This is a genomic window from Methanoculleus sediminis (assembly GCF_001017125.1).
GTDB lineage: Archaea > Halobacteriota > Methanomicrobia > Methanomicrobiales > Methanoculleaceae > Methanoculleus > Methanoculleus sediminis.
Map to the genome: position 1 here is coordinate 92,633 of NZ_JXOJ01000006.1, position 12,352 is coordinate 104,984.

The 12,352-nt window shown below is 64.1% G+C and carries 12 protein-coding genes; 6 read left to right on the top strand and 6 right to left on the bottom strand.

Features of this window, described 5'->3' with window-relative positions:
• Window positions 1–334 precede the first annotated feature (334 nt).
• Window positions 335–2,083 carry a PAS domain S-box protein gene (locus tag SZ63_RS10575; RefSeq protein WP_048185186.1) on the bottom strand — a complete coding sequence of 583 codons (1,749 nt, stop codon included), beginning with the start codon at window positions 2,081–2,083 and terminating at the stop codon, window positions 335–337.
• A gap of 240 nt (window positions 2,084–2,323) precedes the next feature.
• Here SZ63_RS10575 and SZ63_RS10580 point away from each other — a divergent pair, with 240 nt between their 5' ends.
• A complete protein-coding gene (locus tag SZ63_RS10580; protein ID WP_241481322.1) occupies window positions 2,324–2,911 on the top strand; it encodes a nitroreductase family protein in 588 nt (195 codons plus the stop codon).
• A 229-nt stretch (window positions 2,912–3,140) separates the two neighbouring features.
• Here the strand turns inward: SZ63_RS10580 and SZ63_RS10585 are convergent, their stop codons facing one another.
• The 3 genes from SZ63_RS10585 to SZ63_RS10595 all read right to left on the bottom strand — a co-directional run bounded on the left by SZ63_RS10585 (window position 3,141) and on the right by SZ63_RS10595 (window position 5,704).
• Window positions 3,141–4,187, bottom strand: coding sequence for a S1C family serine protease (locus SZ63_RS10585; protein ID WP_241481323.1), 1,047 nt, complete (start codon window positions 4,185–4,187; stop codon window positions 3,141–3,143).
• A gap of 371 nt (window positions 4,188–4,558) precedes the next feature.
• Window positions 4,559–5,263, bottom strand: coding sequence for a glycerophosphodiester phosphodiesterase (locus SZ63_RS10590; RefSeq protein WP_048185189.1), 705 nt, complete (start codon window positions 5,261–5,263; stop codon window positions 4,559–4,561).
• 195 nt (window positions 5,264–5,458) lie between these two features.
• Window positions 5,459–5,704 (bottom strand): DUF2795 domain-containing protein, encoded by a 246-nt coding sequence (locus SZ63_RS10595; RefSeq protein ID WP_241481324.1) that lies wholly within the window; start codon window positions 5,702–5,704, stop codon window positions 5,459–5,461.
• A 305-nt stretch (window positions 5,705–6,009) separates the two neighbouring features.
• Between SZ63_RS10595 and SZ63_RS10600 the strand changes: the two genes are divergently transcribed.
• Together SZ63_RS10600 and SZ63_RS10605 are read left to right on the top strand one after the other, a co-directional pair.
• Window positions 6,010–6,804, top strand: a complete 795-nt coding sequence (locus SZ63_RS10600; RefSeq protein ID WP_048185192.1) for an ABC transporter substrate-binding protein — start codon at window positions 6,010–6,012, stop codon at window positions 6,802–6,804.
• 133 nt (window positions 6,805–6,937) lie between these two features.
• Window positions 6,938–7,987, top strand: a complete 1,050-nt coding sequence (locus SZ63_RS10605) for a DMT family transporter (RefSeq protein WP_082122759.1) — start codon at window positions 6,938–6,940, stop codon at window positions 7,985–7,987.
• Window positions 7,988–7,996: 9 nt separating this feature from the next.
• Here SZ63_RS10605 and SZ63_RS10610 read toward each other — a convergent pair whose 3' ends face one another.
• Window positions 7,997–9,031 (bottom strand): 6-phosphofructokinase, encoded by a 1,035-nt coding sequence (locus SZ63_RS10610; protein ID WP_048185196.1) that lies wholly within the window; start codon window positions 9,029–9,031, stop codon window positions 7,997–7,999.
• 4 nt (window positions 9,032–9,035) lie between these two features.
• The gene (locus tag SZ63_RS10615; RefSeq protein WP_048185198.1) at window positions 9,036–9,956 is read right to left on the bottom strand and encodes a beta/alpha barrel domain-containing protein; all 921 of its coding nucleotides are present in this window, start codon (window positions 9,954–9,956) and stop codon (window positions 9,036–9,038) included.
• Window positions 9,957–10,209: 253 nt separating this feature from the next.
• On the opposite strand from SZ63_RS10615, the gene SZ63_RS10620 reads away from it, so the two are divergent.
• The 3 genes from SZ63_RS10620 to SZ63_RS10630 are packed head-to-tail and all read left to right on the top strand — an operon-like array spanning window position 10,210 to window position 12,341.
• On the top strand, window positions 10,210–10,887 hold the full coding sequence (locus SZ63_RS10620) for an amino acid ABC transporter permease (protein WP_048185201.1): 678 nt from the start codon (window positions 10,210–10,212) through the stop codon (window positions 10,885–10,887).
• Between the two features lie 3 nt (window positions 10,888–10,890).
• The gene (locus tag SZ63_RS10625; protein WP_048185202.1) at window positions 10,891–11,646 is read left to right on the top strand and encodes an amino acid ABC transporter ATP-binding protein; all 756 of its coding nucleotides are present in this window, start codon (window positions 10,891–10,893) and stop codon (window positions 11,644–11,646) included.
• Between the two features lie 8 nt (window positions 11,647–11,654).
• Window positions 11,655–12,341, top strand: a complete 687-nt coding sequence (locus tag SZ63_RS10630; RefSeq protein WP_048185203.1) for an amino acid ABC transporter permease — start codon at window positions 11,655–11,657, stop codon at window positions 12,339–12,341.
• The last annotated feature ends 11 nt before the right edge of the window (window positions 12,342–12,352 follow it).

The window sequence follows — 12,352 nt, forward strand, 5'->3', positions numbered from 1 at the left end:
CGGGGGTGGGGACAGGGGAGGGGGGATGCTCCCCCTCCCCTGCAACCCCTCCCCCAATTGCGATATTCCCACGGTCCACTGCATCGGGATATTTTCTCGCTTCACTCGCTTTGTTTGCCGAACAGCAAACGCCTTTGGCCTTCTCAAACTCCGGTTCTTCGCACCTGACGGTGCTCACGCTCCGGTTCTACGAACCGTCGTACGTTCCGACAGTCGGCTGCTGCGGCCTCGTGGTTGTTTTATAGGATCGTAGTTACGCCGGGAACGTCGTCTTGGTCAGTTGCGCTCCGGGACACGGATTTTCACCCTGACCATCATTTGATGCGAGTTGCGTTCAGAGTTCGTACCGCTTCAAGAACTCCCGGATCTTCCGGGACTCCGTCCACTCCCGGTCGAGCTCGCTGATCCGCGTATTGATCCGCCGGACCTGCTCCCGGAGTTTCTCCGCGACCACCTCGTCCTCGAGGAGATCCGCGACCCCCATGACCACCTGGAGCGGGTGGCGGATCCGGTCGGCAAGGAAGGCGAACTGCTCGATATTCCGCTCGGTCATATCGAACGCCTGCTCCCGGAGCCGTTCGTGCAGGATCCGCTCGGAGATGTCCCTGCCGACGACCTGGAACCCCACGATTATCTTCTTCTCGACGATCGGCGACTCGTTCAGTTCCAGTATGGCGGTCTCCCCGTTCTTTCGCCTGACCTCGATCTGGAGTCCTTCGACCTGCTCGCCCCGGAGAACTCTTCGCCGCCCCTCTTCCCAGGCCAGAAGGCTCGTCGGAAGGATGTAGTCCTCCCAGTCTGTTCCCACCATCTCTTCGGGAGAGTACCCGAGGATCCGCTCCATCGCCGGCGAGACGTAGTTCAGCCCGCCGTTCAGGTACGACGTGACGATGAGGTCGAAACTCCGCTGGGCAATCCCCCGGAACTTCTCCTCGCTCTCCTCGAGCGCCGCTTCCACCTGCAGCCGCTCGATGATCCGGCCGAGCCGCTTCGTGACGGAATCGAGCAGCATCTGTTCTTCCGGCAGGAACGGCCCTTCGCCGCCCTCAGGGATCTCCGCAAGGTACCGCACCTCGACCTCACCGACCCGTCTGCCGTGGACGACGATCGGGCTCTCCTGTTTCCAGGGGGTATCCGCCGGACCGCCCCGGTAGTAGTCCCGGCCGTCGACGGTGATCCGCACCCCGGTATACTCCGGGTACTGCCATCCCACGGGAAGGGTGTCGGCAACCGCCTGCAGGAGTTTGTCGAGCGTCATCCCGGGCGTCTCGACGAGGTGCGCAATGGTGTACAGGCACCGGAGTTCGTCCATCCGTTTCTTCAGTTCGTGCGTCTTCTCCCGGAGCGCCACCTCCACCCGGTTCCGTTCGGTCACGTCGAAGGCCGTCCCGGCAACGCCGACGATCTTTCCCTCCGCATCCCGAAGCGGTTTGAGCGTCAGGTCGCGGACACGCCGTTCGCCTGCGACGGTGAACGTCACCGCGGCCCGCACGGTCTCTCCCGTCTCAAGAACCCGCCGTTTGAGCGCGGCAAGATGCCCGGCGTTCTCGGGAAAGGCATCCTCTTCGTGCATCCCGATGATAGACGCATCCGTGGACCCCAGCTGCTGGTTGTACGACCAGATGTAACGGAGTTCTTCATCCTGCACAAACACGACCACCGGTGACTGGTCGAGCGCGGCCCTGAAATGATGCGCATTCAGATCCGCGGTGGCGTCCCGGATCTTGATGAGCCGCTGCCCGGTCACGGCGAAAGCCTGTTTGCTCGATATCGAGAGCCAGCGCCGGGTGCCGTCGGGGGTCCGGGCACGGCAGAGAAGAGAAGGCAGGTCCGCGCCGTTCTCAAGGACATGACGGAGCAGCCGCACGGAATCGTCGTCCTCGATGATCGGCAGGAAATATGCGTCGAGAAGGGAACTCATCTCCATCCCGATGGCGTCCGCATGCCGGATGCCGAGAGTCCGTGCGAGGGACGGGTTGTACCAGCTGACCTTCCGGTCGTCGCTAACCACAAGAAGTCCGTCTTCGAGAGCGTTGAGCACCGCACGATCAAAGGGTGCCCGATCCTGGTGCGAGTCCGTCATTTCCCACCGGCGCCGAGATACAGTCGCTGTAGTGGTTGTGCTCCGGGGACACTAAAAAGATTACTATCCGATTATTGGGCGAAAATCAGGTTTTCCTCGACCTCCCGGATGATTGCGCGACGCTTCCGGGTTCCCGGGGGAGTGGACTGGAGGTCCGGAGGGAGATGCCTGCAGGCGGGGGACCCGCGAGGCCCGCCTCGCCAAGGTATAAATACCCCCGGCAGGCCATAGCCGGAGTCCATGATGACGGATACCGAGCCCATCGAGATCTTCTCCGTGATCCGGGAACGCCGGAGCGTCAGGAACTATACCGACCGGGACGTCCCGGACGAGGCTCTAAGGGCGATCATCGCCGCAGGCATCCAGGCCCCGACCGCCCTCGGGCTTCAGCCCTGGCAGTTCGTGATCGTGAAGGACCGGGGCCTGATGCGGCAGGTATCCGACTACTGTAAACCGATCCTTGTGGAGAAGATCGGAGAGGAGGCTCGATCAGGGACGGAGGAGTTTCTCGCGGCGCTCAAGAGCCCCGGCTTCAACATCTTCTACAACGCCCCGGTGCTGATCCTGGTCCTCGGCGCACAGGAAGCCGTATCGAGCGTCCTCGACTGCACGCTCTGCGCGGAAAACATGATGCTTGCCGCCTGGGCGCTTGGTATCGGCAGTTGCTGGATCGGTTCGGCGGCTCTCGTCCAGCAGAACCCCGACCTCCTTGCGGCGCTGAAGGTTCCGGCCGACCACCAGATCGTGGCGCCGTTGATCTTCGGTTATCCCGGCCCCCTGTCACCGAAAGCGGTGCGCCGGGAGCCGCAGGTAACGTGGATCGCCTGACCGGGACCGGTAATGACCGCAAAGGGAAGCAGTTGTCACGGACGTCGCGCTCTTCGCACCTCGAAGCCCAAGGCTTCTCATGCTCCGGACATTGTCCGTCGCGCCTCGGAATGTCGCTCTTCGCGTCTTTCGCGGCTTCGCGTGAGATAACGTACAAGGAGAAGGACAGGTCCTCACGCGAAGAACGCGAAGCCGCGAAGACCTGTTCGGTTGTGAGTTGCGCCCCTGTTTAGCCGGTGGCAGGGCACGCGACCGCTTCCACGGGGATGATCGGGAGCGTGAGCCGCCGCCGGTCCCGGACAATCGTCAGGGTTGCCGGTTCCGCGATTGGCCAGGCGGCAAGGAACCGGTGCAGGTCGTCGACGCAGGTTACGCAGGTATCGTTGATCGCCACGATCAGATCTCCCGCCCGGAGCCCGGCCCGGCCGGCGGGGCTGGCCCGGTTCACCGAGACGACCTCGACCGCCTGGTTCGCGGCGAGGCCGAGCGCCAGAGCAACGTGCTGCGGGAGCGGCTGCGACTGGCCGGCGATACCGAGGTACCCGCGCCGTACCCTGCCGTCGGCGACCAGCTGCGGGAGAACCCACGAGGCGGTGTTCGAGGGGATCGAGAAGCAGATGCCCTGCGCCATCGGGATGATGGCCGTGTTGATCCCGATGACCCGGCCGCGGGAGTCGACCAGCGGGCCGCCGGAGTTGCCGGGGTTCAGGGGAGCGGTGTGCTGGATGATGTTCTCGATCAGGCGGCCGTCCCGGCTCCGGAACGCCCTTCCGAGAGCGCTCAGAACTCCCGTCGAGACGGTCGAGTTAAAGCCCAGCGGGTTGCCGATGGCTATCGCGAGCTGCCCGACCGCGAGCTTCCCGGAGTCGCCGAACGACGCGTAGGCGAGATCCGCGGTACCGGTGCGGAGCACGGCGAGGTCGGTCGCCGGATCCGCCCCGGCCAGGCGTGCGGGAAGAGCGGTTCCGTCCGCCGTGCGGACCTCGATCCTCCCCGCCCCCTGCACCACGTGGTTATTGGTCAGGATGTAGCCTTCCGGTGACACGGCCACGCCCGAGCCCGCTCCCGCCTGCTCGCCGCGCCGGCCGTGGGAGTTCTTCTCCACGACCACGCTCACGACCGCGGGGCCCACGGACTCGACGACCCGTACGACGGCGCGGGAGTAGGCGTCGAGGAGGTCGGCATCGGAATCCCCGGGATCGGGGATCGCAGCGTGCCTTTCCGGGACCGATTCCGAAGGAGAACCTCCGGTGTGCTGGAAGAGTCTATGTCCCATTTTATTCATCGTAGTTTATAATTTGTAATCAATAGTAATGTACTTTCCGCACGGGTCTACGAAGCAACGCTGTCGCCGTTACGCGGGATCGCTCCTCGCACGGGCGCGCGGAAACCTCCCTGCCGCAAAGGACAAATAGGCCCAATCTCTATTGCTCCCCATGCTCGGGACGGCTGCAATTGAAGTGGAGGGTGCGAGAGTCGACGTGCACCCTGCGGATGTCGGGCGGACCCGGTTCTCTCCCGTCGCTCCTCCGAGGAGATCTACCGGCGTACCGGCGAACCCCGGCGGCTGATCGTCTACGAAAGGGCGGGGCACACCCTCGACGAGGCGGCCGGGAGCCTCTACGTCGGAGGTGAAGGCGTGGCTCCTCAAGCACCTCCCGGGGACGCCTGTCTGACCGATGCATCAAGGTACCGCCGTGCAGCGCAGGGATCGTCGGTTGAGAACCCGTCGATGCCGAGCCGGAGCGCTTCACCGATATCGTCTTCCGTGTTCAAGAGCCAGGGAACGACGAGCAGCCCCGCCGCGTGTGCCTCCTTCACCAGTTCACGCGAGACCCGGTCCCATCGCGGGAGGATGAGGTCGGCCTGCACCGAGCGGGCGAGCGCTACGGGACCGCCGGTCTCCTGCGAGTAGATGAGGCCCGCCTGCGCTCCGGGAAGGAGGTTCTTTGCCGTCGCAACGCTTGCGGGGTGAAACGAGACTAAAACGAGCCGTTCCGGCATCATCTCCATGAGCGCCGAGACGATGACCGCCTCCGTCCCGGGCTCCTTGATCTCCACGACAAGCCCGGTATCGCTGTGGACGAGGTCGAGAATCTCTCGGAGCGTCGGAATCCTCTCGCCTTCGCCGGCGTCCAGTCCGGCCAGGTCTTCGACGGTATACCCCTTGACCGGCCCGGTCCCGTTCGTCGTCCGGTCGAGGGTTGCATCGTGGATCGCGACCACGATACCGTCCCGTGTGAGGCGCAGGTCGACCTCGACGAGATCGGCGCACGCCATACCTCTTCGGAGAGCCCCCAGGGTGTTCTCCGGCCCGAGAGCCCTCGCCCCCCGGTGTCCGATGATGAACATGCGACGCCATGCATCCGGGGATCAGATATAGATGGCGGGTCGCAGGCTTTTCCGGCAGAGCGGTCCATACCAAGCCTTCCAGGCACGGTGCAGCCCGGCTGCCTGCATGGCTCCCGGCACGGAGCGCCGCCCTGATAACCGGTTGCTTCAGAGGCAGGCGCCGCCTCCGGCACCTGTGTGCGGCTGAAAAAAGGGTTATTTCTGCTGGACCTTCTGAAACTCTGATTTGATGTCTTCCTGACTGTTGTACTGCTTATCTTCAAACTGGTTCAACGTGTCGAGGAGACCCTGGGGTGCTCCGCTCTCCTTCGCCTGGGAGATAAGGTTGTCCTTCGATGCGGGGAAGTTGATCCTCGAAGCGATCTGTTCGATGATCCGGGGGTCGAGTTCCTGCAGGGACCCGGCGACTTTCGACATCCCGCCCATGGCGGATTCTTTCATGCCTTTCATACTGCTCACCGTCCATATTCGCGTTCCCTTTCCGGGAGGCGGTCCCAGGGGGGTAAGATACAATAAATACCTATCGGCCATACTGCGGCGGGGATGGTTGCCCCGGTGCCGGCCGAAGGCGACCGGACCTCTCCTGCTGTGAACGCCGGAGGCTTCACCGGTCCGAGCGGAAGGGCGGCAGCAACGGCGAGAATTTGCTCCGAAACGAAAAATTCTGACGGCTGTCAGGCCAACCGCCCTATCAGGCAGGGCCAAAGCAAAAGGTTAATTTTACTCGTCAAACTAATCCCTTCCTTATGAAAAAGCATGGTATTCTCACGCTGCTCGCATGTATCGTCGCAGTGCTGGCAGTCGCAGGTGCAGGGTGCACCGGCACGACCGAACAGACCGGCGGAGCGGAACTGAAAGACTCCTACATCGTCGGTATCGACGGCGCGTATCCCCCCTTCAGCTACATCGACAAAGACGGGAACGCCCAGGGATTCGATGTCGATTCCATGAGGTGGATCGCCGAGAAGAAAGGCATCGAGGTGACGTTCATGGCGGTCGACTGGGACGCCATCATCCCGACCCTCCAGGCGGGGAAGATCGATATGGTCTATGCCGGAATGTCGATCACCCCCGAGCGGCAGGAGAAGGTCAACTTCAGCAACCCCTACTGGTCAATCAACCAGGACGTCGTGGCCCGCGAGGACTCGAACGTGACGCTTGACGACGTCCTTGCCGGAAAGGTGGTCCTCGGAGCGCAGCGGGGATGCACCGCCGCCATCTGGATCGAGGACAACCTGATCGAGACCGGGAAGTTGCCCAAAGACAACCTGAAATACTACCCCGACACGCCGGCTGCCGTCAGTGACCTCGAGATCGGCAGGATCGACGCAGTCATGTATGACGACGTCTCCATCCAGGACATCATCGCAGGCAAGCCCCTGAAGACCATCGGCTCCGTCGAGACGCAGGAGCAGGAGCAGTTCGGCGTCGCCATCAGAAAGGAGGACACCGCGCTCCTCGAGTTCATGAACGAGGGGATCGCGGAACTGCAGGCCGACCCCTACTGGGAAGAACTCAAAGAGAAGCACAACCTGAAGTAACCGGGGACGATTCGCCCCCCATTTTTCACGACATTCAATCCTCCCGGAGGCAACTCTCCTGTACCCGCGTAAACCCGCCGCTATAGAGAACGGATCCACCCTGACGCAATACCGGACACCCGTCCTCTGTGCGCTGGCGACAGCAGTCCTGATCGGCGGGAGCGCCCCGTTCACGAAACTCCTCCTCGCCGATATCGGGCCGCTCGCTCTCGCCGCACTGGTCTCGCTCGGGAGCGGCTGCGGCGCACTGCTCTTCTCCCTCGCCGGAACGGCGTTGGGAACCCGGCGGAGCCACATGGAGGCGCCGCCCGGGCGGAACGAGATCCCCTGGCTCATCGGCGTGACGCTCTTTGGGGGGCTTCTCGCGCCGGTCGCCCTGGTATACAGCCTCCCGGGAACGCCTGCGGCGACGGCGGCCCTCCTCCTGAACTTCGAGGCCGTTGCGACGACGCTGATTGCCGCGACGATATTCGGGGAGTGGGTGAGCCGCCGCGTCTGGGCTGCGCTCGGGTGCATCACCGCATCGTGTCTCCTCCTCACCTGGAACCCGGCCGCCGGACTCGGGTTATCCCTCCCGGCGCTCGGCATCCTGCTCACCTGCCTCTTCTGGGCGGTCGACAACAACCTGGGGCAGCGGCTCTCGGCAAAGGATCCCCTCCTCGTCATCTCCGTAAAAGGAATCGGCGCCGGCACCGTCACGCTCCTCATCGCGCTCGCCGCCGGGGAGCACCTCCCGGGCCCGGCCACGACTGCCGCCGCCATGGCGGTCGGGTTCCTCTGCTACGGGGGACTGACGAGCATCCTCTTCCTCCTCGCCCTCAGGGGGATCGGCGCAGCCCGGGCGGGTTCGCTCCTTGCCGTCTCCCCGTTCTTCGGCGTCCTCTTCTCGCTCCTGCTCTTCGCCGAACTTCCGGCAGGCGCCTTCTACGTCGCGCTGCCCGTCATGGCGTTCGGGGCCTGGCTGATGGTCTCCGAGGAGCACTCCCATCCCCACCGGCACCCGGCAACCGTCCACGAGCACCGCCACCGCCACGACGACCTCCATCACGACCATGACCACGAGGCCGGCGACCCGCCGCTCCCGGCGACCGGGGAGCATTCCCACGTGCACGCCCATACCGAACTCGCCCACGAGCACCCGCACCAGCCCGACATCCACCACCGGCACCTGCACCGGCGGTAGGGCCTCCGCTTACCCCCCGTAGAAGATGCTCGCGATCTTGTAGAGGTCCATATCCACCGTCTTGAGGTTCGCCACCGCCTCCTCGAGCGGGACCGCGACGATATCGTCCCCCCGGAGCGCGACCATCTTCCCGAAGTCCTCATCCCTGATGAGGTCCGCCGCCGCCACCCCGAACCGGGTCGCGAGCACCCGGTCGTGCGCCGTCGGCGAGCCGCCGCGCTGGATGTGCCCGAGCACCGTCACCCGCACCTCCATGTCGAGCCGTTTTTCGAGTTCGTCGCGCAGGAAGTTCCCGACGCCGCCGAGGGTGACGTGGCCGAACTCATCCGTCCGTGCGGACTGCGCGATCGCCTCCGCCATCCCCTTCGGCTGGGCGCCCTCGGCGACCACGACGATGCTGAACTTCTTTCCCCGCTCGTAGCGCGCCCGGAGGTGGTGGGTGACCTCGTCGAGGTCGAACGGGATCTCGGGGATGAGGATCTCGTCGGCTCCCCCCGCGATTCCGGCCACGGTCGCGATCCATCCGGCGTGCCGGCCCATCACCTCCACGACCATGACGCGATGGTGCGACTCCGCCGTGGTGTGAAGGCGGTCGATCGCCTCCGTGACGATAGAGACGGCGGTGTCGAACCCGAAGGTGTAGTCGGTCGCGCCGACGTCGTTGTCGATGGTCTTCGGGACCCCGACGACCGGGATGCCCATCTTCGAGAGTTTGTTCGCGACGCCGAGGGTATCCTCGCCGCCGATGGCGACGATCGCGTCGATCCCGAACTTCCTGATGTTGTCGCGCAGCCGCTGAACGTCAGCCTCGTTCTTGAAGGGGTTCGTCCGCGACGTCCCGAGGATCGTCCCGCCCTTCGGGAGGATACCCGTCACCGAGTAGTCGGTGAGCGGCTCGACGTTCCCGGCGACCAGCCCGAGCCATCCGTCCCGGATCCCGATCGCGTCGAACCCGTGCTTCGCCCCCGTCCGCACGACCGCCCGGATCACCGCGTTCAGGCCCGGGCAGTCTCCTCCTCCCGTCAGTATGCCGACCGTCGTCATGCCCTCACTTACCTCCCTCGTAGATCCCGACCGCCTCGGCGACGCCCGCATCGTCGAGGGTGATCGCCGATATCGCGTTGCAGAACCGGACGGCCTCGTCGAGCGGCCGCTGGTGGATGTTCCTGCCGGTCGCGTTCCCGACCGTGCCGCCGACGTGGATCTGGTCGTGGAGCTGCTGCAGGAACTCCGGCGCGTCGGCATGCGAGCCGCCCGCACAGACAACCCCCGTCCTGCCGCCGGCCGCCGCCGCCTCCCGGAGCAGCGCGGCGTCCATCGTGCCACCCGCCTTCGGCGGGTTCACCTTCACAAAATCGCTCCCGAGGGTCGCCGCGACGCCCGCCGCGCCCGCGATCAGGTGCGGATCACGCTCGTCCTTGACGGCCTTGCCCCGGGGGTACATCCAGAGCACGGTGGTGAGCCCGTTTGCGTGCGCGTTGTTGACGATCTGCGCCGCCTGGAAGAGCATCATCGGTTCGTACTCGCTCCCGAGGTAGATCGTGTAGCCGACACCGAGGATTGCAAGCCCCGTGCGGTCGCGGAGGTCGACGACCTGCCGGACGAGATGGAGTTCCGAGCTGAGCGGATCGCGCTGGGTGGTTCCGACCAGGTTGGTCTTGGAGTTGAGCTTGACGAGGTAGGGCACGTCCCGGTAATCCTCGCCGTAGCGGGCGATCATCCCGAGTTGCGTCGCAAAAACCCCGATCCTCGCCCGGCTTGCGATCCGGAAGAGGTGTTCGGGATCGGCGTCGTCGGGATGGATGCCTTCGCCGTAGAAATCGTCGTTGAGGTGCTCGACCTTCTGGTCCCCGGCAAAGAGCATCAGCCTCCCGGTGCCGTGCGTGATTGTCCGGTAGTTCTCCCGGTACCTCTCCTGCTCCTCGGAGGGCACATCGAGAGGGATCCTGATATCGGGTGCAGGTGGCATACCCCCTCTTCCCCCTCCCCCACATACTTAAGTGTTGCTGGAGCCCGCTGGAGCGTGGCGTGGAGGGTGTTTGCAGCGGATACGGTCGAATCCGCCTCCGGGGATAATAACATCCCGCTGCTGCGAGCGGTCGTCCTGCTCAACCGGGGCGGATTTGACAACGTTTATTTTGCTCTCCGTCAGATTCATGCATAGAGTACCCGGCGCCGTTCTTGCAGGAGACAGTGCCGTGCAGTGATTCAGGGATAGCCAAATGGACATTTTGCCGATTCTCATCGACTGGTTACCGTATCTCCTTTCAGGCATCGCCTCTACCCTCGGCCTTGTCCTCGCCGCTCTCGGCCTCGGAGTCCTTCTCGGACTCCCCATGGCGCTCGGCCAGGTCTACGGGGCGCGGCCGGTCCGGTGGGTCGTCGGGATCTACGTCTGGTTCTTCAGGGGCCTCCCCATCCTCGTCCTGCTCTTCCTCTTCTGGTTCGGCATATTCCCCGCGCTCGGGCTCGGTGAACTCTCGGCGTTCATCGTCGGGGCGGTCGTGCTGGGCCTCCGGGGGGCGGCATACCAGTCCCAGATCTTCCGGGGAGCCATCCAGTCGGTCGGTGAAGGACAGATGATCGCGGCGCGGTCCCTCGGGATGAGCAGGCTCACCGCCATCCGCTCCGTTATCCTCCCCCAGGCGATGCGCATAGCGCTCCCGGGCTGGTCGAACGAGTATCCCAACATCCTGACCGATTCGGCGGTCTGCTACGCGATCGGGGTCGTGGAGCTGCTCACCATTACGTCGCGGATGGTCACGCAGACCCACATAACGATGCCGATCTACCTCGCTGCGGCGGGGATCTTCATCGTCCTGAACTACGGGGGGCTCAAACTCCTGCACAGGCTGGAGAAGAGGATAGCAATCCCGGGATTCGGAACCGGAGCGATGTAGAGCATGAACAACAACGACATTGTGTTGAGAGTCGAGGACATACACAAGTCCTTCGGGGATAACGAGGTGCTGCGCGGGGTATCGTTCGACGTTCGCCGCGGCGAGACGAAGGTCTTCATCGGTCCCTCGGGGACGGGGAAGAGCACGCTTCTCCGGTGCATCAACCAGCTGACGCCGCCCGACCGCGGAAGGGTCTGGCTCGACGGGGAGGAGGTCACGAACTCGGGGGCGCGGATCAACTACTTCCGGCAGAAGATCGGGATGGTCTTCCAGAACTTCTTCCTCTTCGACCACCTCACCGCCGTCAAAAACGTCGAACTGGCGCTCCTGAAGGTCAGGGGCATGGGGAAGGCGGAGGCACGCGAGAAGGCCCTCACCGAACTCCGGCAGGTGGGGATGGAGGATTGGGCCGACCACTACCCGGCGGAACTCTCCGGCGGCCAGGCCCAGCGGGTATCCATCGCCAGGGCGCTTGCCATGGACCCGGACGTCATCCTCTTCGACGAACCGACCTCCGCGCTTGATCCCGAACTGACGAGGGAGGTGCTCGAGGTCATGAAGAAACTGGCCCGCAACGGGATGACGATGCTCGTCGTCACCCACGAGATGGGGTTTGCCTGTTCGGTTGCAAACGAGGTCCTCTTCATGGAAAACGGCGTGGTTGCCGAGCAGGGGTCGCCGGACCTGCTCCTGCATGACCCGCGGTTCACCCGGATGAAGGACTTCATCGGCCGGATCGATTCCCGGATGGATGACTGAGGAGCGGCATGGATCAGGCAGTATTCTTCTTTGAGATTCTCCTCCCGGCGCTGATGCAGGGCCTGGTCGTGACATTGCAGCTGATCGCGTGCTCCGCCCCGTTCGGTCTCGCGCTCGGGGTCGCCGTCGCGGTGGGGAGGCAGTACGGCAACCCCGTCGTATCCTGGCTCTGCAAGACGTATGTCTTTCTCATCAAGGGTACGCCGCTCCTCCTCCTCCTCTTCATCCTCTACTTCGGGCTCCCGTCGATCGGGATCACCTTCACCGCGTTCGTGGCGTCGGTGGTCGGGTTTATCCTCTGCAACGGGGCGTATAACGCCGAGTACATCCGGGGCGCCCTCATATCGATCAAGGAAGGCCAGATGGTTGCCGCCCAGGCGCTCGGGATGACCCGATGGCAGGCGATCAGAAACGTCATCCTGCCGCAGGCGCTCCGCCGGGCGATACCGGGGCTCTCGAACGAGTTTATCTACCTGATCAAGTACTCGTCGCTTGCCTACATGATCACGGTGATCGAACTCTCCGGGGCGGGAAAACTGGTGGCGACGAAGTACTTCACCTACACGGAGTCGTTTGCGGCCGTCGGCATCGTCTACCTCGTGCTGGTCTCGATCACGACCATCGCCGTCACCATTCTTGAAAAGAGAGTGGCCGTTCCCGGGACGGTCAGGGCGACCCCCTCGGCCCAGTTGTAACTTTTTTCCGG

Bases quoted from the DNA above. Each gene is read 5' to 3' on its own strand.
- SZ63_RS10620 (WP_048185201.1), top strand. From the start codon at position 10,210: ATGGACATTTTGCCGATTCTCATCGACTGGTTACCGTATCTCCTTTCA.
- SZ63_RS10590 (WP_048185189.1), bottom strand. From the start codon at position 5,263: ATGTTCATCATCGGACACCGGGGGGCGAGGGCTCTCGGGCCGGAGAAC.
- SZ63_RS10630 (WP_048185203.1), top strand. From the start codon at position 11,655: ATGGATCAGGCAGTATTCTTCTTTGAGATTCTCCTCCCGGCGCTGATG.
- SZ63_RS10610 (WP_048185196.1), bottom strand. From the start codon at position 9,031: ATGACGACGGTCGGCATACTGACGGGAGGAGGAGACTGCCCGGGCCTG.
- SZ63_RS10625 (WP_048185202.1), top strand. From the start codon at position 10,891: ATGAACAACAACGACATTGTGTTGAGAGTCGAGGACATACACAAGTCC.
- SZ63_RS10615 (WP_048185198.1), bottom strand. From the start codon at position 9,956: ATGCCACCTGCACCCGATATCAGGATCCCTCTCGATGTGCCCTCCGAG.
- SZ63_RS10595 (WP_241481324.1), bottom strand. From the start codon at position 5,704: ATGAAAGAATCCGCCATGGGCGGGATGTCGAAAGTCGCCGGGTCCCTG.
- SZ63_RS10580 (WP_241481322.1), top strand. From the start codon at position 2,324: ATGATGACGGATACCGAGCCCATCGAGATCTTCTCCGTGATCCGGGAA.
- SZ63_RS10585 (WP_241481323.1), bottom strand. From the start codon at position 4,187: ATGGGACATAGACTCTTCCAGCACACCGGAGGTTCTCCTTCGGAATCG.
- SZ63_RS10600 (WP_048185192.1), top strand. From the start codon at position 6,010: ATGAAAAAGCATGGTATTCTCACGCTGCTCGCATGTATCGTCGCAGTG.
- SZ63_RS10575 (WP_048185186.1), bottom strand. From the start codon at position 2,083: ATGACGGACTCGCACCAGGATCGGGCACCCTTTGATCGTGCGGTGCTC.